The sequence below is a fragment of the Veillonella parvula genome, from assembly GCF_040097785.1.
GTDB classification, from domain to species: Bacteria; Bacillota; Negativicutes; order Veillonellales; family Veillonellaceae; genus Veillonella; species Veillonella parvula_D.
Window position 1 is genome coordinate 285825 of sequence record NZ_JBBNNS010000003.1, and the last position, 22503, is coordinate 308327.

The following is a 22503-nucleotide window of genomic DNA, read 5'->3' on the forward strand; positions in this document are numbered from 1 at the left end:
CAAATGAATCTAGAATCATAAAATGTATATGTGGAGAATCTGTAAGATAAGAAACTCAAAAATTCACCAAATTAACTATTTACAACTTTAATGAACTAAAGTATAATACAATCATTAAGTACGGAATCTAAATCTATATTGAACATATTATTAAGTGGTAAATAGGCGATAATCGCTGTGGAGGATAGTTATGAATTGGAAAAAGATGATGGCCGTTGGCCTTGCAGCTGTATCTATGATGGCATTTGTAACAGGTTGTGGTGGTGACACTAAAAAGGCTAATACAGAATTGCCTAAGAAAGTTGTTATCGGTTTAGATGATAGTTTCCCTCCAATGGGCTTTAAAGATGAAAAAGGTGAAATCGTCGGGTTTGATATCGACATGGCTAAAGAAGCAGCTAAACGTGCTGGTATGGATGTAGAGTTCAAAGCTATTGACTGGTCCAGTAAAGAAGCGGAACTAAAATCTAAAAAAATTGATGCTTTGTGGAATGGCTTAACAGTCTCTCCTGAGCGCGAGAAGAATATTTTATTCTCCAATACATATATGAAGGATAAACAATACGTCATTGTTCGTAATGACGATGACTCCATTAAAGGTAAAGCCGATTTAGCTGGTAAGGTAGTAGGCGTGCAACAAGCTAGTACTGGTGAAGCAGCATTGCAAAACGATCCAAGCGGTAAGACTGTTAAAGAAACAAAATCCTATGCGGATTTTGTAAGTGCATTTATGGATCTTGGTATTGGTCGTGTTGATGCGGTTATTGCTGACGGTGTAATCGCTCGTTATCTTATGACAAAAGAACCTGGTAAATACAAGATTGTAGAAGGTACTGACTACGGCGTTGATAATTTCGCTGTTGGTTTCCGTAAAGATGATACTGCTTTGCGTGACAAAATTAATGGTATCTTAGCTGAAATGAAAAAAGACGGTACTGCTGATAAAATTGCTGAAAAATGGTTAGGCTCAGGCGCAGACTTAGATAAGAGCGATGCTAAATAGTACAATTCGTGATATACTAATAGTACTATGGTCAGTAGGTACAACTGATAATTAAAGAACGAAATGTACACTAGAGAAGCGGCCAGATGGCCCTTCTCTAGTCGTGTTTTGAAGGAGTCTTTCATGTTAGATTATTTATTGCAGATTATCCCAACCATCGCTGATGGTTTAAAGGTAACCGTATCGCTATTCTGTATTGTATGGATTTTATCTATTCCTGGTGGCATTTTAATGGCTATGTTACGTCTATCTAAATTGCCTTTAGTAGATAAGCTTGTTGATGCTTTCGTGTACTTAATGCGTGGCACACCGTTGATGTTACAAATTTTATTCGTCTATTATGCCTTGCCAATCATTACAGACGGTGCCATTCAGATGGATGATGCGACGGCAGCAGTTCTTACCTTCGTATTAAACTACGCAGCTTATTTATGTGAGATTTTCCGTGGGGGCATTCAATCTATCTCTCGAGGTCAGTACGAAGGGGCGAAGGTGCTTGGTTTTACCTATGCGCAAACTATGCGTAAAATCATCTTACCACAAATGTTTAAACGTGTATTGCCTCCTCTTGCGAATGAGACGATTAACTTATTGAAAGATACATCTCTCGTGTATGTATTGGCGATGAATGATATCTTGCGTATTACAAAATCTATCGTACAACGTGATTTTGATATTTCTGCATTCCTCGTGGCAGCATTATTCTACTTAATCTTTACCTTTATTTTGACGAATATCTTCAGCTACTTAGAACGAAGATTTGCTGTATACGAAGATTAATCTAATTCTATGGTAGTTTGTCGTATGTAATGGTGTAGCTAGTTTTATAGGTGGAATACTTTTATTTGATGTCTATAGATGCGATTTCGTAGATGAGATATCTTTACTTGAGACGCTAATTATATACTTAATCTGACGATGTAAGAGGTACTTATGACATTTGTAAATATGGAGCGTATTGAAAAACGCTTTAATAATCAAACCGTATTGCGCGATGTGTCGCTCAAAATGAATAGAGGCGAAATTGTTTCTATTATCGGACCTTCTGGTTCTGGTAAATCTACATTTTTACGCTGCTTGGGTCAGTTAGAAACGATTGATGGAGGCTCTATTACCGTTGATGGTACGATTCTTGCTAGTACTGAAAATGGGGTTGTAAAATACGCTTCTCCTCAAACTCAGCATGAATTATTGCTCCGCATGGGTATGGTATTCCAATCTTTCAACTTGTTCCCGCATATGACGGTATTAGATAATATTATGATTGCTCCACGTATGGTAAAAGGTATGAAAGATGACGAAATCTCACCGATTGCAGAGCAATTACTCAATAAAGTAGGATTATGGGAAAAACGAGATATGTATCCATCTCGCTTGTCTGGCGGTCAGCAACAGCGTGTAGCTATTGCCCGTGCGCTAGCGATGAATCCAGAAATCATGCTTTTTGATGAACCCACATCTGCTCTTGATCCTGAGCTTACTGGTGAGGTTCTTAAGACAATCAAACAATTGGCGGACGATCACATGACGATGATTATCGTAACTCATGAAATGAACTTTGCTCGTGAAGTATCGGATCGTGTTATCTTTATGGCTGATGGTGTTATTCAAGAAGAAGGAACACCAGAACAAATTTTTAGTCATCCGCAGAACGAAAGAACGAAAGCGTTCTTGGATAATATGTTATAGGAGGTTCTATGAAGTTACGTTTATTTGCGGCAACCTTAGCTGTCATGGCTTTGGGAACGACTTCTATTATGGCGGAAGGTTTACAGAAGACGCCTGATACACCTTTATCTATTGTGGAATCTCAGAAGGATTCCGCATCTATTTTGCCAGAACAATACAAATCCTATGCTACTAAGATGAACACGGTGGTGAAGGATTACAAAAATGGTTATATGTTCTCGATTCCTTGGCGTGTAGCTGATGGTGTTATGCTAGATATGGATGTACGTAGTGAAAGCGAACATATTCAAGGGTATTCCTTTAATTTAGCGGGCCCTACCCAAGAGGATTCCTATACAGTATCTTTTACTAAGCGCAATAATACACCGCAAGAAGGAGTATCTCAAAAAGAATGGAATACAACTTGGTATGGTGTACCTATTAAGGGCATGTCTAATGAGGAGTATTTGAATATTTGGCGCCAACATAGCAATAACTTTGAGCATAATGATATTGTTGGTGGGTTCTTTGCTAAGAAAGGTGCAGTTTCCGCACGCTGGGATAAGAGTACACCAAAATCTTATGCAGATATGACATCTACAGAGCCGGTTCAGTCTGTATTTGAAGCAGAATTTATCATGGAGAAAGATCCAACTCATCGGTACAATTTGTCTAGTACGTATGCACCTGTTCGTGCAGAGTTTATGGAGCTAGGTTTGATGGAGCATACAATTCCATCCTTTGAATTGATCAATAAGCGCGGTTCTAATGCTATTAAAGGGGTAAAAAAAATATTAACCGGCACAAGCGATATCAGTGTTGCAGAAGGTATCAAATTTACCTATCCAAAAGGTTTTACCCGTCTTAATGAAAAAGGTAAGATTGCTTTTACTAAACATAATGTACGCCTTGACATTGAGTCCTTTACAATTCCAGTACAAGCTGTCAGCTCCGGTATGCCAACTATGATGGCTAAGCAGATGCTTGGTGATTATTATCTTAAACAATTGGTTGATGTGAACAAGGCCACGATTACTCGTTATGAAACGCATATCATTGACGGTAATGTGATGTTCTATTTGGCGGGCCATATGAAAAATCCAAATACATCTGATACATCTGTAGCGGAACCAGTATCCTTTGGCGCAACAATTATTCTTGGCAATGAAGGTAATGTAGCAGTAGCTCGAATGATTGGTCCATCCACTAGCAATCTTGCTACTCAGGAACTTATAGATATATTAGATGGTTTTAAATTGACTACTACACTTAATACAAATCAATCGTCTCAGGTTCTTTAATATACGCATAATATTCTTTTATTTGTATAATTCTGTACGATTTGTGCTATAATGTAATAAATCCTCAGAAAAAAGAGGAGTTTTCCTTGATGGTCTAGAATATATTAGTATAGGCTAAACGATATTTGATCATATCCCCTTTGAGGGATTAGGAATAGGAGGGGTTATTATGGTTACCTACAAAACTATTGTCGTACCTACTGATGGTTCTGAAAATGCTAAACGTGCGTTGGAACATGCTCTCGCTGTAGCGGATCGCAACCAAGCTGAATTGATTGTTGTTCACGTTGCAAATATTGTGTCTGCTATTTCCAATTTTGATCAAACACCAATTTCTGGTGGATATGTATCTGAGCAAATTGCTGAGGATATGGAAGAAACTGGTAAGGAAATTCTTAATGATGTAGTGAAAGAAATTCCTGCAGGCGTAAAAGTTAAAAGCGTATTTGAAGTTGGCTCCCCTGGACCTGCACTACTTGCAGTGGCAAAAAAATATAATGCTGATCTCATCGTAATGGGTAGCCGTGGTCTTGGCCCTTTGAAAGGCTTATTCATGGGTAGCGTAAGTAGCTATGTAACTAGCCACTCCACTTGCCCTGTATTAATCATTAAATAATTTATATCTTATATCTTATATAGATATGATAAAAAAAGAGACTTTGGTTTCTCAAAGTCTCTTTTTTATGTTAAAAATGATATAATGTCTATATGTATGCCATACATATTGGTGTTATACGTTAAGACGTATCGATTAGTGACATAGAAGAGCTACAAAAAAGAATGGATAGGATTAAAAAAGGGGGATTATATGACCGACAAACAAGAATCATTGCTGAAGCTAGCAGAACTGTTTAAAATCTTGGGTGATCCTACACGCCTTAAAATAGTAGAGCTATTACTAGAAAATGAAATGTGTGTTAATCACATTGCAGAAACCATGGAGATGGGACAATCTGCTATTTCTCATCAATTGCGTGTATTGCGCCAAGCACGCCTTGTTACATATCGTAAAGATGGGAAAACAGCATACTATTCTCTAAACGATGATCATGTTGAATGTTTAGTTCGCATGGGGATGGAACACGTAGCTCATCAATAATTTAAATTTTTTATAATGAACACATTTCGTCCTACTTAGGATGAAATGTGTTTTTATATTTTATATATTTTATTTGAGTTGTATTTGATTATGGAGAAGTATATAAAGTGAATCTGTTAATGAAAAATATAGGAATATTAGTGGTGTTTTTAGCTACTGTATTCTTATCAACAAAATCTATATGGGCAAAACTAATTTATTTAGATTCACTGAGCCCCTTAAATGTTCTTGTGTGTAGGGCTGTTTTATCATTACCTTTTTTTCTTATACCAATGATTCGCTTTGATTGGAATAGCGTGAATAAAAGTAAGGTTTTTAAATACTCATTTTTGGGGGCTATTCTTTATGTATCTTCATCTATAACGGACTTCATAGGATTATTATATATATCTGCCTCATTAGAACGTGCTGTTCTATTTACATTTCCAATTTACGTTTTTCTGTTATCATCAGATTTATCACGCATTACATTTTCAAAAGTAGTTTTAATTGTATCTACTGTGCTAGGATTAGCAATTATGTTTAATCCTACCGTTGATAACCACCTTACAGATACTTTAATAGGCATTTCACTAGTCTTTCTTTCTGCCATCTTTTGGGCGTTGTTTATTATTTATAGTAAGAGGGCTGTTTCGAATATTAGTTCTACTATTTTTACCAGTACTTATATGTGTATAACTACAGTACTTTTACTTCTCGGCTTTATAATTGATAGCAAAAATTTTACTACATTTTCAACACTCCAAACACATACTATGATTTATTTAGTATTTTTGGCCATTTTTTGTTCTATCATTCCTTCATACTTGATGTCTTTTGGTCTTAAAAGAATTAATGCATCTCTTGCAGCCGTTATTAGTGCAATGGGACCAATAGTTACTTTAGCTTTAGATGTAGTTATTCTTAATCATAATTTAGCCTTGAATGAAATTATTGGTGCTATAATTGTTACAGCTTGTGTAACTTGTTTAACAAGGCTAAATGCTAAGGCATAAAAAATCACTCATAGTCATATGGCTATGAGTGATTTTTTATAACTATGATTTTTTATTTTAATATAATGGGAATAGATAATAGGCTATAGTAATAAACAGTGGCATAGTTATAGCGGATAAAATAGTTGTGCCCATTACGATTTGTGTAGCATATTCTGGATTATTCTTCATTTCAATAGCAATAAGAGACATATTGATAGCCGTAGGTACGCTGTAGGTTATGATGATGGTTTGTGCCGCTATTGGATGCATAGGACCGTAGAACATAATGAATAGTATGGTAATACCAGCGGCTATGAGTGGACTTACAATGAGCCGTAATGTAGTAGCAAGCATGACATCCATCTTAAAGAAGTTTAGCGGTGTTCTATTAATTTGAACACCCAAGGCAATCATAGCGACGCCAACGAAAGCATTGGCAAATATATTGAGCGGTGCAAAGAAGAAGAGACCGTGTAAATCGAAAGGGAATAGGTGGCAAAGTAGCGCCAGTGGGATAGCATATACCATGGGCATGTGGAATACGACTTTTAGTGCATCCCGAGGGGTTAATCGTCCTGCTCCCGCTTGGTAGAAACCGTAGGTATTACTGCTAATAGTTTGTATGATCATGATAGATACAACACTCACTAAACCTAGATTAGCATAGGGGGTAGCACCATCGATGACGTATGGAATGTTAGTAAATACAAAGATAGCAAGGGCGACACCCATATTCCCAACGTTATTAAACATAACGCAGTTTTTTAAGGTTGCAATCTTAGCCACATCATATCCTTGCATCTTACCTACCACATCTGAAAGGATGGAGTTTAATATGAGTACACAGAGCGCACAGAATACAATCTCCAAAGTACCTGAGTTAAGTTTAGCTTCATACATCGCTCGAAATATAAAGGTAGGTAACAATATATAAAAGTTTAGTTTACTCAGCGTATATAGATCGAGTTTAAATCTTCTATCTAATATAAATCCCACGCCTATAAGTACTAAGATAGGGACCATAGAATTCATAAAAATATGGCCTACTAATTCGAATAGATTCATCATCTCACCTAGAGTTTTTCTTTAATATATTAGTTAATATATAAGGCATAGTTTTAATTAATCGTATAACTATATGTAGTAAATATACAGTTGTTTTATATAAGCTGTAAGTGAATAAGTTTTTTAAAATATTTTTATCCTTTGTAGTATTATCATACCATAGTATCTATTGTTTGGGGCTTAAAAATTTATCGATTATAATTACTTATCATAATCATCAGAAATATCTATGCAATATGTGATTTTGGATATACGACTTTAACCATCGATTTATAGTATAATATGAATATATTGTATATTTTAGTTTGTTAGTACACGAGGTGTCTCTAGGTGTTACCATAGCTTTTACAGTGTGGCGTTTTAAGGGATGCACAGGAGGAATTATGAAACGAATTTTATTAGTGTTAATGAGCGTTTTCATGCTTGCCTTTTTAGTCGGTTGTGGCAATGATGCAAGTAAACCAGCTGAGTCAGCTAAACCAAGCACATCTGAAAAGATTACTGTACAAGCTGCAGCAAGCCTCAAAGGTGCTCTTACAGAATTGGCTGATGCTTACAAAAAAAGCCATAACTTAGCGGATGATCAAATCGCTATTAACTTCGCTGGTTCTGGTACATTACGTCAACAAATCGAACAAGGTGCACCAGCTAGTTTATTTATTTCTGCTGACGAGAAAAATATGAAAATGTTACAAGAAAAAGATTTGGTAACTGATGTAAAACCATTCGTAACTAATGAACTCGTTCTCGTAGTTCCAAAAGGTCAACCTAAGGTTGAGCTAAATCAAATCGCTACAGTAAAGCGTATCGTATTGGGCAATCCTGAAACAGTACCAGCTGGTAACTATGGTAAACAAGTATTAACAAAACTAGGCGTTTGGGAACAGGTAGAACCTAATGTAGTATACGCTAAAGATGTAAAAGCTGTAACAGCTTCCATTAGCCAAGGTGCTGGTGATGCTGGTTTCATCTATAAAACTGATGCTATCGCAGCGGGCGATGCAGTTGAAATCTCTGCAGTAACACCGGCTGATTCCCATGATCCAGTTATCTATCCAATTGGTATTATTAAAAAATATGACAACGCATTGGCAAAAGACTTCTACCAATACGTAATGAGCCCAGAAGGCCAAAAAGTATTAGAAAAATACGGTTTCTCTACTTCTAAATAAGAGTAAAGCGCTAGCTTTCAGGGCTAGCGTTTTCTTATGATACAATAGAGATATTATTGATATTACTAATCTTATGATTGCTCACTGTATGCTTTTTCTTTTACTCATTTGTAGTGATGAGTGCTTAATAATCTAGCATATGATATGATTTTGTGCATATAATTTGTTTGAAAAGTATTTTTGAATTAATAGATATAGCACATACTTTAGAGTTGTTGTGTATAGAAAGGGGGCGTGACATGAGTCCATTATGGCTGTCGCTATGGGTGGCAAGTATAGCTCTTATTATAGTTATTTTAAGTGGCTTAGCGACTTGTTACTGGATGAACCGTTGCAAGTGGGGTGGTATTGCCATTCTTGATGCACTTATTACCTTGCCACTTGTACTGCCTCCGGTAGTTGTTGGTTTTGCGTTACTTATGGTATTTACTCCAGGTTATGCGTTTGGTGCTTGGCTTGAAGCTCATGATATGAGTGTTGTTTTTGCTGCATCCGGTGCCGTGATAGCCTCCTCTGTAATTGCATTTCCGCTGTTTTATCAAACGGTGCGTTCAGCATTGCAATCCGTCGATCATAATATGGAGGACGTAGCGCGTACATTAGGTGCTTCAGAGTTACGTATCTTTTTTACTATCTCCGTACCACTCGCTTGGAAAGGCATTTTGACGGGCAGTATCTTAGCCTTCTGTCGTGCTATGGGCGAGTTCGGTGCCACAATCTTGATTGCCGGTAATATTCCAAAGGTAACGCGCACCATGCCACTTGCTATCTACTCTTACGTAGAGGCAGGGCAGTACATGGATGCTTTTGAATTAGTTATCTATATTTGTGTGCTCACATTGGCATTGTTGAGTGGGATTCACCTCATCACAAAGGGGTCCTTGTTCCGTCACATTGATAATAATTAGGAGGTCCGATGATTACATTTTCCTTTACCGTAGCTAGACCTTCTGTGACTGTGAAAGCCGATGGGGTACTTCCTTCTGGTATTACCGTTTTGACAGGTCAATCTGGCAGTGGTAAAAGTACTTTCATTAAATGCATTGCAGGACTGGTAAAACCCACTACAGGTAGTATTCACTGTAATGAAACAACGTGGGTGGATCGAGATAATAAGATTTGGGTTCCCGCTCAAAAACGTCAGGTAGGCTATATGCCACAAGGCAACATCGTATTCCCTCATTTGTCTGTGGAACATAATATTACCTATAGCAAACGAGGCACACCTGACATGTGCAATAGTCTATTGCAGCGTTTAAGCCTTGAGAAATATCGCAAAACGAAGGCTGGCAGTCTGTCTGGTGGCGAACAGCAACGAGTTGCTTTGGGACGTGCGCTCTACTCTAAACCGACTATCTTGCTTCTTGATGAGCCTTTATCTGCTTTAGATTGGAACTTGCGAAAGCATGTGCGCGAAGATTTGGTGTCCATTATTCGCGAGTGGGATGTACCTTGTGTATGGGTTACCCATGATGAAAGCGAAGCCGAAATGGTTGGAGATCGGCACTGGACCTGTGAAGAAGGCCAAATTCAAATATCTAAATAACAATAATGTAAATAAAAGAATCTAAATAACAAAACCCCTTCATACGAGTTATTGCTCCTAAAGGGGTTTTATTGTTTATATAGCAGTTCCTATTTAGTTAGTCTCCTATCTTGGATGCTTGTTGTATATATCCTATTATGGTTGTTTAACTTCTGTAGAGACCTTTACTGCTTTACTTACGAAACCAATGATAGTAGTTATGATAAAGGCCATTGTAAAGGCTGGTAATGTAGCACCTACGGTGCTTTCACTGTGTAACATATAGTGATATAAACCGACCGATACAGCCCAAATTGTGCCGCGTACTAAAAAAGCCGATAGAGTTTGCACTTGTTGACGATTCATAAAGTAGTCCGCTAGCAAGATGGCAATCATTGGGGTAAAGACAGATCCGATGAGGTATAAGAAGTCTGTAATATCGTCCATCGGATACAAGATAGCTGCAATAGTGCCAACGATGGTAACAATAACTGCAATGCCCTTACTAGATGCACTATTATAGATTGTGGTGCTAGAAACACCTGCAGAGTAAGCGTCCATAAAGGTTGTAGTGACAGTAGAGAAGATAATTACGAGGAGCCCTGCTAGGCCAAGGCCTGCATTCATCATAATGGTAATAATAGAGTCTCCACCACCAAAGATGGCCGCACTAAGACCTAAGGTATACATGACGATACTCGTTACCGTGTAGATTGTAGCACTTGTAAGTGATGCGGTGAAAGGATGTTTACTTTCACGCGTATAGTCACTGATGAGGGGCAGCCAAGATAATGGCATAGCAATCGATAATTCGAGGGCGGCTATAAAGCTCATTGAGCCATCTGAAACAAGGTTGCTTTCACTAGGCCATTGAGCGATCATATGCATCCCCATATAAAAGGTAAGACTTAGTAATAAAAGAGATACGATGGCTTGCACATAACCCGTATTATGGAGGCCGATGAAGAGCCATAAAATGACGAGCGCCCCAATAGCAATAGTCCAAATCATAGGAGATAGGGGCGCCAGTTCTTGTAAGGCAAGCATGGCATCGTAAATCATGATACTAGTCCAACCGATGAGTTGGACCATATTTAAAAAGGCAAAGCCCTTTGCCCCTAAGGGACCAAAGCTAAAGGCTGTCGTGTTCATACTGCCTTGCCGCAAACGGCCACCGATGAGTCCTGCTCCAAAGAGCAGAATACCGCCGATGATATGGCCTAAGATGATGGCATATAGTCCTTGAGTGAGGCCTAAGGGTGCCAGATAGGTGCCGGTCATAATCTCCGCTATAGATAGGGCGGCACCAAACCATATCATGGCGAACTGTGGTTGTGTAATGTGTGTATCTGTCATACGTCCTCCTTGCCAGGAAGTCATAGAAAAAGCCGAGCTCATGGGAACTCGGCTTTTAATCCTCTATGTTCCCTACGTTGGCATTATCCAAATCAGGTTATGGGTTAAAGCATTAGCTTACTCTCAGCCCACTCGTGTGAGCACCCCATTATGGCTTCATTATACGAGGTGGTGGGAGAACCGTCAATTCTTTTGTTGCATAGATTGTATAATGATGTTATAACTAGAGTATAAAAATATATGGCCACTAGGGGTGCTTTTGCTGAGATTGATCATTCAAAACCCTAGACCTGATCCAGATAATACTGGCGTAGGGAAGTGGAATGAAACATAATACCAAACTATTACGAGACCATTCCATTTGAGGTGGTCTCATTTTTTATTTAGTTGGAGGTATTATGAAAAAACTGATTATTGCTAGTATATGTGTAGCCTTAGGTGTCGTCTTATCGACTACGTCGATTCCCATTGGCCCGGCCCGAATTTTTCCATTTCAACATATGATAAATGTGATCTTAGCCGTTATAGTTGGGGCGAGATTCTCCGTAGGCGCAGCCTTTAGTACCTCTTGCTTACGTAATGTACTAGCACTAGGCTCTCCGCTAGCCTTTCCTGGTAGCATGATTGGGGCTTGGTTATCTGCTTATTTATATAAGAAATACAATTCCATATGGGCGGCGGCTCTAGGAGAAATCATAGGTACAGGTATTCTCGGGGCTTTTATTAGCTATCCAATTGCTAACTTTCTACTAGGCAAACCATTGGCCTTGTTGACCTTGATTACCTCTTTCTCCATGAGTTCTATTAGCGGAGCTTGTATTGGCTTCGTGGTATTACAAATCTTATCTCGACGTAATTTGTTACATAAGGAGGCATAATGAAACTACATACAGCATTAACAATTGCCGGTACCGACCCTAGTGGTGGCGCTGGCATTATGGCCGATCTAAAATCATTCCAAAGCCGCCATGTATATGGTATGGCAGTGGTTACCTCCGTAGTAGCCCAAAATACAACAGGGGTTCACCACGTAGAACACCTATCGCTAGAAAGCATAGAAAAACAGTTACACGATGTATATTCAGATATTCTTCCTCAAGCCGTTAAGACAGGTATGATTGCTTTACCAGAGATGATGGATCTCATCTATCCTTATGTGAGTAAGAACATCCCTTATGTGATGGATCCAGTTATGATTGCCACCAGCGGTGATCGACTTGTATCGGATGAGGCCGTCGATTTCTTAAAATCTAAACTCATTCCGGTCGCTACAGTTATTACACCTAATCGTAGCGAGGCAGAGGTGTTAGCGGATATGTCTATCTCTTGTGAAAGTGACATTACAACAGCAGCTAAGCGTATTTTACATGAATTAGGACCTCGAGTGGTTATTATAAAAGGCGGCCATATTGGAGATGATGCTACGGATTATGCTTTCACCAAAGATGGAGATGTGCGTACGTGGACAAGTCCTAAATATGATACTGTTCATACTCACGGTACGGGTTGCACCTTCTCGGCGGTTATTACGGCAGAGCTCGCCAAAGGGCGTGATGTAATGGATGCAATTGGCATTGCAAAGAACTATATTTCCCTTGCGATTAAGCATAATCCAGCACTTGGAAATGGCTGTGGACCTGTTAATCATATGGCTTATGGGTTATTGGTAAATGGCCCTCAAACGATGGATGAACTTTTGAAAAATGACTAGAGGAGATAGTTATATGACCTACAACAATCCAAATATAAATGGTTCAAATTGTTCCGAACTGAATATATTAGAGTCTCTACGCAAAAAAAATCCTCTTGTTATTTGTATTACCAATGATGTGGTGCGGACCTTTACAGCTAACGGTTTGCTAGCCATCGGTGCATCACCCGTGATGAGTGAGTGTAGCGAAGACTTAAAAGACCTTATCGTTCATGCTTCTGCACTGCTCATCAATATTGGGACCGTTACACCAGATAAGGTTACTTATTACAAAGAGGCTGTTAAATTAGCGAAGGCTCATGAGGTACCCATTATACTAGACCCTGTGGGTTGTCACGCCGGGGCTTATCGATTATCTGTTGTTTTAGACTTGATTAAAACTGGTGCTATTTCGTTGCTACGAGGGAACCAAAGTGAAATTAAAGCCATCTATGATGCTCTTAATACAAATCATAAGATTGATAGTTCTCTTTCGGGTAAGGGTGTAGATGGAGAACAAGTTGAGGATAGCGCAATTATAACGTATCGTCTTGCACGCCAAATTAACTGTCCTGTCGTCGCAACGGGGGAAGAGGACTACGTTTCTGATGGAACTCGCGTATTTGCAGTTCCTCATGGTCACTCAATCATGACAGCGGTAACAGGGACCGGCTGTCTATTAGGAGCTGTCTTAGCTGCATTCTTTAGTTCCTATTATCCATTTATGGATAACCTGTCTATCGGTGAGTTTCTTGCGTATGCACTGGCTTACTATGGACTTGCTGGTGAAAGTGCGGTTAAGGTGAGCGGTGTAAAACCTGGCATCTTTAGTGTGGCATTTATGGATGCCTTATATGAATTCGATGATGCGATGCTTTTATCTAAAAATCGAATACGCCCCGTAGTTGTACCTGATCAATTAAAGGTATATTTTATTAGTGGTACACAGGATGTAGGATTTAATGAAAGACATTTATTGGACACTGTTGAAGCTGCTTGTCGGGGTGGCGTTACATGCTTTCAGTTTAGAGAGAAGGGCATAGGAACATTAGAAGGACAACAGAAACTAGAATTAGCTCAGCAGTTAAAAGAAATTTGTGCTATGTATAATGTGCTTTATATTATTAATGACGATGTAGACTTAGCAGTGGCTGTTAATGCTGATGGTGTTCACGTAGGACAAGAGGATATGCGTTTAGAAGACGTTCGTAATCTTGTAGGAAATAAGGTTGTTGGTATATCCATTCATTCTGTGGAGGAACTTCATAAGACTGATGTAGTGTATGCAGATTGTGTCGGTGTAGGTCCTATGTATGCTACAAGTAGCAAACCTGATGCACAAGAGCCATGCGGACCAGATTGTATTACTGAGTTACGAGCAGAAGGCTTAACATTACCTTGTGTTGGTATAGGTGGGATTACGTTAGCTAACGCAACGCCTGTTTTGCAAGCTGGTGCCAGTGGAGTAGCCGTAATATCTGCTATTGCTCATGCAGATAATCCATATGAAGCAGCAGAAGAATTTAAAAATTTAGTAGATAAAATAAAAATCTAGCAAAAGAATGCAAAAAAAGACGATGACAAATGTCATCGTCTTTTTGTTAAGGAAGTTGTCAGTACTTACTGTAAGTTTAGATTGTACTTACAGGTATAGTTTTATTAAAATCTGTACTTACAGGTTATTAATCTAGTTAGTGTCGTACTTATAGATTAGATGGATTCAACGAAACGGTGGAAGAAAGCTTGTGGGTGTGCACATACAGGGCAAACTTTTGGAGCTTCTTCACCAACGTGTACGTAACCGCAGTTAGCACAGATCCAAGCTACTGGTTCGTCATTGTGGAATACTTTGTTACCGGATACTTGAGCTGCTAATGCAAGGTAACGGGCTTCATGACGAGCTTCGATTTTACCAACTTCGCGCATTTGGAAAGCGATTTTAGCAAAGCCTTCTTTTTCAGCTTCGTCAGCGAATTCTTTGTACATTGTAGTATGTTCGTAGTTTTCACCAGCTGCTGCATCGCGAAGGTTAGCTTCGATATCAGCGGAAATATCGCCACCATGAAGAGCTTTGAACCACAATTTAGCATGTGCAGATTCGTTGTGAGCTGTTTCTTCGAAATAGTCAGCGATTTCGTTCATGCCAGCTTTACGAGCTGCACTAGCGTAGAATGTATATTTTTGGAATGCTTGGGATTCGCCAGCAAATGCTGCTTGAAGATTTTTTTCAGTGTTAGAACCTTTTAATTCTGCCATTTTAATACTCCTTTGTACTTACGATAATTTTCAAAATTGTTACTTAACGTATATATTCATAACCACTTGGTTGTGAATGCAATGGAATAGAATACTTATTCTATCAATTTCGAGGGCGACTTCGCCTTAGTAAGAAAACTTATTCTTAGATTAAATAGACACTTGCTTAACTCTTAAAATAGTACTTACTTATTTGTGTGTTTCGGCACTTGCCGTCTTAACAGTTTTATATACAATGTGTTATCCGTATACTTAACGAATAATCATTGTTGACTATATTGTAACATACTAAATGAGAAATGCAAGTCTTTTTGTAAAATTTATTTCGAAAATTTTCTAAATGATAAATATTATCAATGTAGTAAAAATGTGGGTTTATAAAGATTGAATAGTATGGGATTTATAAAAAATCTTTATTTTGATATTGAGAATGATAACTAAATGAAAAATCATTATTGTTTAGTTATTAATGTTGATTTCTTTAGATGCACTAATATTTCCCTATAAAATATAATGATTAAGATAAACATTTTTGTGATCTTTTGGTGATTATATAATACTATTTTTCTTGTGTTATGGTTTTAATTATAAGAACAGCAGACATATCAAATCTGTACATTATATATTTAGGGCGAAAATTTTATGGTTATGTAATAGACGATTGAACTATAGAATCAGGATATATTTATAGAATCAACTATTTTATGTATAATAAATATATAAATACTGACAGAAGTTAAAGGAGGCGCTATGGCATTCGTTAGATATTACGTAGGCGATGTAGTGAAGATGAAAAAATCACATCCTTGCGGCAGTGATGAGTGGGAAGTTAAGCGAATTGGTACAGACTTTCTCATCGTATGTAATGGATGTGGTCATCAACTCTTGATGCCGCGCCCTAAATTTGAAAAGGCTGTTAAGAAAATCATCTCTCGATTGCCGGAAAATGAGTAAGGAGGGATTATGGTACGACTTACTGATTATGTGACAAGTGGAGGCTGCGCGTGTAAGATTGGGCCTCATATATTAAACCGTGTGCTGAAAGCTGTAACACCCGTTACTAACGAACATGTTCTCGCAGATATGACTGGTGCCGATGATGCAGGTGTATATCAAATCTCGGATACCTTTGCATTGGTGCAAACCTTAGATTTCTTTACACCTATGGTTAATGATCCTGGTTTATTCGGTAAAATTGCAGCTGCTAATGCGCTAAGCGATGTGTATGCTATGGGTGGAACTCCTTTAACAGCGATGAATATCGTAGGCTTTCCGGTTCCTCTCGTCGAGCAAGGTGTTTTGACGGATGTGTTAAATGGGGCTGGTTCGATTGTAGCCGAGGCTGGTGCAGCCATCGTAGGTGGACACAGCATTGAAAATAAGGAACCTATCTTTGGGATGTCTGTGACTGGTCAAGTAAATCCCCATCAGATTTGGAAAAATAAAGGTGCTCAAGTAGGGGACGTGTTGGTGCTAACAAAACGCATTGGTACAGGTATTATGAATAATGCGTTGAAAGCAGATTTATTCCCTGTAGGCACGGAACAGGCCGTCACTAGTATGAGTACTTTAAATCGTGTAGCGGCTGAGGTGGCGCATAACTTTACAGTTCATGCTTGTACAGATGTTACAGGCTTTAGCCTCATGGGACACTCCGTAGAAATGGCGAGTGCTTCTAATGTGACGATTCATATTAAAGTTTACGACATCCCTCTTTTTGATGATGTCATCGAGGCGGCTCAAATGGGGTTAATTCCGGCTGCATCTTATGGTAATCGCAAGGCTATAACTGAAGTACAAGTTGATGAGGACTTGGATCCTATATGGTCGGATATTGTATTTGATCCTCAAACCTCTGGTGGGTTACTATTCTCTGTTCCTGCTAGCGAAGGTGAGCCGCTTGTTCAGGCCTTTCATAAGGCGGGTATTGACTGTGCTGCTATTGTGGGTACTGTTGAAAGCTTCAGTGGTTTAGCGGTACGCGTTACAGAATAAAATTATAAAAATCAGGTCTATACTATTGAGGATAGATATTTAATTAAATTATTATTAGCTGATAGCTGATAGCTGATAGCTGATAGCTGATACTTTCACAAATTATATAATGTATATAGAGGTGTATGATGAGCAATACAAAGGAATTAACGGTAGATGTGCGCGGTAGCTTGTGTCCAAAACCTGTTATTGAAACTAAGAAGGTAAGTGATGCGAATCCAAATGCTGTTATTATTACAATTGTAGATAATGAAGTGAGCCGCGATAATGTAGAGAAGTTTGGTAAGTCTCGTGGTTATGGTGTAGGTATTCGCCAAGATGGCAAGGATTTTTATCTTACTATGACACCAAATGCAAATTCGGTAACGGAAGTAAGTTGTGAACCTATGAACTATGGAAATCGCGTCATTTTGATGACGAAGGATTATCTTGGTGAAGGTAGTGAAGAGCTTGGCCGAAATTTGATGAAAACCTTCTGGGTGTGCATGGTAGAAGCCGATGTGAAACCATCTAAGATCTATTTCATTAATAGCAGTGTTAAGATGGTAACTAACGATTCTGTTCATTTGGAAAATATTAGAAAGCTAGCTGATGCAGGTGTTGAAATTGCAGCCTGTGGCATTTGCCTAGATTTCTATGGTGAAAAAGAAAATGTTGGCGTAGGTAGTATTACAAATATGTACGCTATTACAGATGCAATCCTTGGAGATAATATTGTTAAGCTATAATATTAGTATTTTATTTTGATATATCGATTTAGAGCTACTGATTTAAAGTAGATTTCTTATTTCTAGAATGAATCATTGAGATGAAAGACATTTAATCGTATCTACTTTGGTAGGAGGTGAGGCATTGGAAAATAAAAAATTACTTGTCGTTTTTACATCCTATTATTTTGGTGATAAAGCGGATAAAGTATTAACCGAGTTAGAGGTGCCTCATCAGTTGATGGCCACCCCCCCAGAGCTTTACGATATGTGCGGTTTATCTATTGCAATAGACTCAAGTATAGTGGATCAAGTAAAGACCATTTTAAAAGAACATAAAATTAGTACATCTGGCTTATTTTGGTATGAAAAGGGCGAGCTAGCTGTACCGTATAAAGTCTAGACGTTGTCTAGGCTTTTTTTTACTTTACTGTTCATCTTCATATAACTTGAACGATGAGTGTGGTACTATAGAAACATGATATATTTTATCAATTACAGATATTAATTATGGAGGTATATATGAGTAAATTTGAAATAGAAAATGTAAAATTAACAGCCCCTAAATTTAATCGTAAAGATTTAGAATATGCTATGATATATCGTTACGCATGTAAGAAATTTGATAGTACTAAAAAGATTTCTGATGATGATTGGCAAGGTATCTTAACAGCGGCGCGATTGTCTCCAACCTCTTTAGGTTTTGAGGCTTACCAATTATTAGTTATTCAAAATCCTGAAATCCGTGAAAAGATGAAGGCTTATGGTTGGGGCATTCAAGCTGGTCTTGAAGCGAGTCATTTCGTAGTGTTCTTAACACGTAAAAAGGTGGATTTGGAATTTGATTCTCCTTATGTACGCTACATTCAAGAAGAGGTGAAACAATTACCTGCTGAAGTCGATGCTATTTATAAAGAAAAATATGCTCAGTTCACAACTGAAGACTATAAAACATTTGAGTCTGATCGTGCTGCCTTTGATTGGTCTTCAAAGCAAGTGTATATTGTAATGGCTAACATGATGACTATGGCTGCTTATGAAGGTCTTGATTCCTGTGCATTGGAAGGCTTTAATCAAGATAAGATGACAGTGCTCTTAGGTGATGAATTAGGTCTTTTTGATACAAAGCATTTTGGCATTGCTGTGATGGCTGCCTTTGGTTATCGTGATGAAGAACCACATCGAAATAAAACACGTCGTACAATGAATGAAATTGTTACCGTAGTTTAATCGATTGTGACTTTTATAACTACATCGAATTTCTTCATCTAATCTTTAGAAATGAATGGTATATTATAAATATACAAATTATTTATTATATTTATAAAGCCCATATAATTTGGTAGGATATTATAAATATATTGATTAAATAGGAAGGAGTGATCGTATGTTATGGTCAATTATTGTTGGTGGTTTTATCGGTTTTCTTGCAGGAGCCATCACTAACAAAGGTGGAGCAATGGGCATTATTGCCAATGTTGTTGCTGGTTTAGTTGGTTCGTCTGTAGGTCAAGCAATATTTGGCACATGGGGTCCTAGTTTAGCTGGCATGGCATTAATTCCTTCTGTTCTTGGCGCTGTAATTGTTGTTGCTGTTGTTTCGTTTTTCTTCGGGAAAAAGGGATAGTAATCTATTTTTAAAAGTATAGATAACATATATAGCTAACATAATTAAAAATGATTTTATATGAAAGGATTCATAATTATGGCATTAGAAGATAAATTAAATCAAGCTAAAGGTGCATTAAAAGAAAATGCCGGTAAATTAACTGGTGACAAAGAATTGGAAGCAGAAGGCGCTGTAGAAAATACAGCTGCAAAAGTTAAAGAGGCTGCACATGATGTTGCTGAAGATCTCAAAAAAGCAGCTGAAGATGTTAAAGATGCTGTAGATGGTGCGATTAGTGGCGTCAAAAATGTTCTTCATAAAGACGATAAATAATATTATATAAAGGTTATAATTAGTAATAAAAAAACCAGTAAATCCTGAGATTTACTGGTTTTTGTTATATAAGTTTGTTTATACATTGAAGCGGAAATGGGTTACATCGCCGTCTTTCATAACGTAGTCTTTACCTTCAAGGCGTACGAGGCCTTTTTCTTTAGCTGCATTTTGGCTACCACAAGCTTGTAAGTCGTCAAAGGATACGATTTCAGCGCGGATAAAGCCTTTTTCAATATCCGAGTGAATTTTACCAGCAGCTTGAGGTGCTTTTGTGCCATTTACGATTGTCCAAGCACGAGCTTCCATTTCACCAGCTGTGAAGTAATTGATAAGACCTAAGAGGGCATAACTTGCTTTGATAAGTTTTGTTAAGCCAGATTCTTCAAGACCAAGATCTTCAAGGAATGCAGTGGACTCTTCATCGGATAACTCTGCAATTTCAGATTCGATACGAGCGGACACAACAACGATGCCAGCGCCTTCGTTTTTCGCATATTCCTCTACACGTTTTACATATTCGTTGGAAGAGTAATCAGATACTTCATCTTCAGAAATATTGGCTACATAAAGAGATGGTTTTGCTGTAAGCAATGTTAACTCTTTAATCATTTCCAATTCTTCTTCTTCAAGACCTTGTGCACGAACAGGTTTCGCTTCGCCAAGACCTTCGATGATGCGTTCTAACAATTGTAATTCAGCACGCGCATCTTTGTCGCCAGATTTAGCAATTTTTTCAATACGTTGTTTGCGTTTTTCTACGGACTCAAGGTCTGCAAGGCAGAGCTCAGTATTAATGATTTCGATGTCGCGAATTGGATCAATAGAGCCAGAAACGTGAGTGATGTTAGGGTCATCGAAACAACGAATAACTTGTGCTATCGCATCTACTTGGCGGATATGGCTAAGGAATTTATTACCCAAACCTTCGCCCTTGGATGCACCTTCTACGAGGCCAGCAATATCTACGAAGCGCATAGCAGCAGGGAGGATGCGTTTGGAACCGAACATTTCAGCCAATACAGCTAAACGATTATCTGGAACGTCAACGACACCTACGTTAGGTTCAATTGTACAGAATGGATAATTGGCAGCTTCAGCGCCCGCTTTTGTGATAGCGTTGAATAATGTACTTTTACCAACATTTGGAAGGCCTACGATGCCTACTTCTAAATTTGTGCTCATGGTACCACCTTTTATTAACAAATTGATTTCGTTCTTTGTGAAAGTTTATAGCAATAGTTTGTTATAAACCTTATCAAATAAATATTATACCATACTAATAGGATGGTATTACTCAATAAATATAAAATAGATTATTTCAAAGTGCTATAATATAAATAGAGTTAAATATATTACTTAAATAATGTGATAAGTTCATATTAAAATATAGGATTAATATAGATTTTTATTCGCCGTAACTATATAGATATAATTTATAGGTGTATATATTAATAGGGTATGGAATGTATCCAATCATGTTAATGTATATATTTTTAAACCTATATAGTGAAAGCTAATAGGAAAGGAAGTTCAGTATGTTTTCCAAGCTATTTGATAGTTTCTTAGTCCATTATTTAGAACGCTTTAATGATCATTGTTTTACCGTAAAAATTGGAGATAATGAATATACAATCGGTGACGGAGAATCCGAGTTTACCGTCATCGTTAATCGCGATATTCCCAAAAAGGATTTGTTAATATCCGCAGAACTCGCCCTCGGTGAAGCGTACATGCGTAAAGATATCGAAATTGAAGGGGATTTGTTTAAAGCCCTTTGTGTAGTCCTTGGTCATGTAGGTAAGGACTCTATCAATCGTAAGGTACTTAGCTCGCTCTTTAATGCAGGTCTTAAAAAGAAAGATCAAAAACAACAAGTATCTTCCCATTATGATTTAGGCAATGAATTTTATAAATTGTGGCTCGATGAAACCATGAGCTATTCCTGTGCGTATTTTAAGCATGAGAATGATAGTCTCAAAGATGCGCAATATCAAAAGGTTCATCATATTCTCGATAAATTGTACTTAAAAGAGGGTATGACTTTACTTGATATCGGTTGCGGATGGGGATTCCTTCTCATTGAAGCGGCTCGTAAATATGGGGTTAAGGGCTATGGGTGTACTCTTTCCGAAGAACAATGGAAAAAAGGACAGGAACGCATTAAAGAATATGGCCTTGAAGGACAGGTTGAGATTGAACTTATAGATTATCGCGACGTAGCAGCTTCCGGGCGTACCTTTGACCGTATTGTCAGCATCGGCATGCTTGAACATGTAGGGCGGCCTAATTTTCCTCTGTATATGGAGGACGCATCGGATATGCTTAAAGACGGTGGTTTGTTCCTGCTTCACTATATCAGTGACCCATCTGAAAAGGAAACAAGTGCTTGGATTCGTAAATATATCTTCCCGGGCGGATGTTTGCCGTCCCTTCGCGAAATGGTCAGCCTCGCTTATGACTATGACATGAATGTCATCGATGTTGAAAGTTTACGGTATCACTATTATAAGACTTTAATGCATTGGTATAACAATTTCCAAGGTGTCCGTGAGCAAGTAGAAGTGAAACGAGGCAGTGAATTCGTACGCATGTGGGATTTGTATCTTTGTGGATGTGCGGCAGGTTTCTACATCGGTAATATGGACTTGCATCAAATTTTGATGACAAAAGGTGTTACGAACGAGCTGCCGTTAACACGTTGGTATTAATTAAGAGTAAAAATAGACTTATAGGACAAAAAAGAG

General features: G+C 38.1%; 25 protein-coding genes and 2 riboswitches. Of the genes, 21 read left to right on the forward strand and 4 right to left on the reverse strand.

Annotated features, from left to right (window positions below):
• Window positions 1-190: 190 nt before the first annotated feature.
• The 7 genes from AAA071_RS07505 to AAA071_RS07535 all read left to right on the forward strand — a co-directional run bounded on the left by AAA071_RS07505 (window position 191) and on the right by AAA071_RS07535 (window position 6066).
• A complete protein-coding gene (locus AAA071_RS07505) occupies window positions 191-1003 on the forward strand; it encodes an amino acid ABC transporter substrate-binding protein (protein WP_012863876.1) in 813 nt (270 codons plus the stop codon).
• Between the two features lie 123 nt (window positions 1004-1126).
• Complete coding sequence (locus tag AAA071_RS07510) at window positions 1127-1783, forward strand: amino acid ABC transporter permease (RefSeq protein ID WP_227037746.1); 657 nt, start codon at window positions 1127-1129, stop codon at window positions 1781-1783.
• A 153-nt stretch (window positions 1784-1936) separates the two neighbouring features.
• A complete protein-coding gene (locus tag AAA071_RS07515; protein WP_077708072.1) occupies window positions 1937-2692 on the forward strand; it encodes an amino acid ABC transporter ATP-binding protein in 756 nt (251 codons plus the stop codon).
• 8 nt (window positions 2693-2700) lie between these two features.
• Window positions 2701-3972 carry a hypothetical protein gene (locus AAA071_RS07520; protein WP_278456660.1) on the forward strand — a complete coding sequence of 424 codons (1272 nt, stop codon included), beginning with the start codon at window positions 2701-2703 and terminating at the stop codon, window positions 3970-3972.
• 169 nt (window positions 3973-4141) lie between these two features.
• Window positions 4142-4588, forward strand: a complete 447-nt coding sequence (locus tag AAA071_RS07525; protein WP_004693853.1) for a universal stress protein — start codon at window positions 4142-4144, stop codon at window positions 4586-4588.
• A 192-nt stretch (window positions 4589-4780) separates the two neighbouring features.
• Window positions 4781-5071 (forward strand): ArsR/SmtB family transcription factor, encoded by a 291-nt coding sequence (locus AAA071_RS07530; protein ID WP_004693850.1) that lies wholly within the window; start codon window positions 4781-4783, stop codon window positions 5069-5071.
• A 119-nt stretch (window positions 5072-5190) separates the two neighbouring features.
• On the forward strand, window positions 5191-6066 hold the full coding sequence (locus AAA071_RS07535) for a DMT family transporter (protein WP_232192021.1): 876 nt from the start codon (window positions 5191-5193) through the stop codon (window positions 6064-6066).
• A 57-nt stretch (window positions 6067-6123) separates the two neighbouring features.
• Here the strand turns inward: AAA071_RS07535 and AAA071_RS07540 are convergent, their stop codons facing one another.
• Window positions 6124-7113 (reverse strand): AEC family transporter, encoded by a 990-nt coding sequence (locus AAA071_RS07540; RefSeq protein ID WP_316581470.1) that lies wholly within the window; start codon window positions 7111-7113, stop codon window positions 6124-6126.
• Window positions 7114-7496: 383 nt separating this feature from the next.
• On the opposite strand from AAA071_RS07540, the gene modA reads away from it, so the two are divergent.
• From modA to AAA071_RS07555, 3 genes are all read left to right on the forward strand, one after another.
• A complete protein-coding gene (modA, locus tag AAA071_RS07545) occupies window positions 7497-8285 on the forward strand; it encodes a molybdate ABC transporter substrate-binding protein (RefSeq protein ID WP_008715397.1) in 789 nt (262 codons plus the stop codon).
• Window positions 8286-8524: 239 nt separating this feature from the next.
• Window positions 8525-9193 (forward strand): molybdate ABC transporter permease subunit, encoded by a 669-nt coding sequence (gene modB / locus AAA071_RS07550; protein WP_278618475.1) that lies wholly within the window; start codon window positions 8525-8527, stop codon window positions 9191-9193.
• Between the two features lie 8 nt (window positions 9194-9201).
• Window positions 9202-9831 carry an ATP-binding cassette domain-containing protein gene (locus AAA071_RS07555; RefSeq protein ID WP_038125778.1) on the forward strand — a complete coding sequence of 210 codons (630 nt, stop codon included), beginning with the start codon at window positions 9202-9204 and terminating at the stop codon, window positions 9829-9831.
• Window positions 9832-9966: 135 nt separating this feature from the next.
• On the opposite strand, the gene cytX is transcribed toward AAA071_RS07555, so the two are convergent.
• A complete protein-coding gene (gene cytX, locus AAA071_RS07560) occupies window positions 9967-11166 on the reverse strand; it encodes a putative hydroxymethylpyrimidine transporter CytX (protein ID WP_316581471.1) in 1200 nt (399 codons plus the stop codon).
• 52 nt (window positions 11167-11218) lie between these two features.
• Window positions 11219-11324, reverse strand: a riboswitch (TPP riboswitch).
• Window positions 11325-11405: 81 nt separating this feature from the next.
• A riboswitch (TPP riboswitch) is annotated at window positions 11406-11500 on the forward strand.
• A gap of 64 nt (window positions 11501-11564) precedes the next feature.
• On the opposite strand from cytX, the gene thiW reads away from it, so the two are divergent.
• Genes thiW through thiM form a run of 3 tightly spaced genes read left to right on the forward strand, consistent with a single transcriptional unit; the run spans window position 11565 to window position 14411 of the window.
• Entirely contained in the window at window positions 11565-12044 is a 480-nt protein-coding gene (gene thiW / locus AAA071_RS07565) for an energy coupling factor transporter S component ThiW (RefSeq protein WP_004698006.1), read from the forward strand.
• Window positions 12044-12877 carry a bifunctional hydroxymethylpyrimidine kinase/phosphomethylpyrimidine kinase gene (gene thiD / locus AAA071_RS07570; RefSeq protein ID WP_004697995.1) on the forward strand — a complete coding sequence of 278 codons (834 nt, stop codon included), beginning with the start codon at window positions 12044-12046 and terminating at the stop codon, window positions 12875-12877. Before thiW ends, thiD begins: the two co-directional genes overlap by 1 nt.
• Before the next feature lie 13 nt (window positions 12878-12890).
• The gene (gene thiM, locus AAA071_RS07575) at window positions 12891-14411 is read left to right on the forward strand and encodes a hydroxyethylthiazole kinase (protein WP_278622201.1); all 1521 of its coding nucleotides are present in this window, start codon (window positions 12891-12893) and stop codon (window positions 14409-14411) included.
• 155 nt (window positions 14412-14566) lie between these two features.
• Here the strand turns inward: thiM and rbr are convergent, their stop codons facing one another.
• Window positions 14567-15112, reverse strand: a complete 546-nt coding sequence (gene rbr / locus AAA071_RS07580; RefSeq protein ID WP_004693830.1) for a rubrerythrin — start codon at window positions 15110-15112, stop codon at window positions 14567-14569.
• A 750-nt stretch (window positions 15113-15862) separates the two neighbouring features.
• On the opposite strand from rbr, the gene AAA071_RS07585 reads away from it, so the two are divergent.
• The 7 genes from AAA071_RS07585 (at window position 15863) to AAA071_RS07615 (ending at window position 19756) form a co-directional block, all read left to right on the forward strand.
• Window positions 15863-16066 carry a DUF951 domain-containing protein gene (locus AAA071_RS07585; protein WP_005387793.1) on the forward strand — a complete coding sequence of 68 codons (204 nt, stop codon included), beginning with the start codon at window positions 15863-15865 and terminating at the stop codon, window positions 16064-16066.
• Window positions 16067-16075: 9 nt separating this feature from the next.
• Window positions 16076-17107: a selenide, water dikinase SelD gene (gene selD / locus AAA071_RS07590; RefSeq protein WP_004697987.1), complete on the forward strand. Its 1032-nt coding sequence runs from the start codon at window positions 16076-16078 to the stop codon at window positions 17105-17107.
• 128 nt (window positions 17108-17235) lie between these two features.
• Window positions 17236-17835: a sulfurtransferase-like selenium metabolism protein YedF gene (gene yedF / locus AAA071_RS07595; protein ID WP_316581472.1), complete on the forward strand. Its 600-nt coding sequence runs from the start codon at window positions 17236-17238 to the stop codon at window positions 17833-17835.
• Between the two features lie 124 nt (window positions 17836-17959).
• On the forward strand, window positions 17960-18217 hold the full coding sequence (locus tag AAA071_RS07600; RefSeq protein ID WP_004693822.1) for a putative Se/S carrier protein: 258 nt from the start codon (window positions 17960-17962) through the stop codon (window positions 18215-18217).
• A gap of 119 nt (window positions 18218-18336) precedes the next feature.
• Window positions 18337-19044, forward strand: a complete 708-nt coding sequence (locus AAA071_RS07605) for an NAD(P)H-dependent oxidoreductase (protein ID WP_316581473.1) — start codon at window positions 18337-18339, stop codon at window positions 19042-19044.
• A 157-nt stretch (window positions 19045-19201) separates the two neighbouring features.
• Complete coding sequence (locus tag AAA071_RS07610; RefSeq protein ID WP_012863894.1) at window positions 19202-19441, forward strand: GlsB/YeaQ/YmgE family stress response membrane protein; 240 nt, start codon at window positions 19202-19204, stop codon at window positions 19439-19441.
• Between the two features lie 78 nt (window positions 19442-19519).
• Window positions 19520-19756: a CsbD family protein gene (locus AAA071_RS07615; RefSeq protein WP_316581474.1), complete on the forward strand. Its 237-nt coding sequence runs from the start codon at window positions 19520-19522 to the stop codon at window positions 19754-19756.
• A 78-nt stretch (window positions 19757-19834) separates the two neighbouring features.
• On the opposite strand, the gene ychF is transcribed toward AAA071_RS07615, so the two are convergent.
• The gene (gene ychF, locus AAA071_RS07620; protein ID WP_316581475.1) at window positions 19835-20941 is read right to left on the reverse strand and encodes a redox-regulated ATPase YchF; all 1107 of its coding nucleotides are present in this window, start codon (window positions 20939-20941) and stop codon (window positions 19835-19837) included.
• A 353-nt stretch (window positions 20942-21294) separates the two neighbouring features.
• Here ychF and AAA071_RS07625 point away from each other — a divergent pair, with 353 nt between their 5' ends.
• Entirely contained in the window at window positions 21295-22467 is a 1173-nt protein-coding gene (locus tag AAA071_RS07625; RefSeq protein WP_316584269.1) for a cyclopropane-fatty-acyl-phospholipid synthase family protein, read from the forward strand.
• Window positions 22468-22503: the final 36 nt, after the last annotated feature.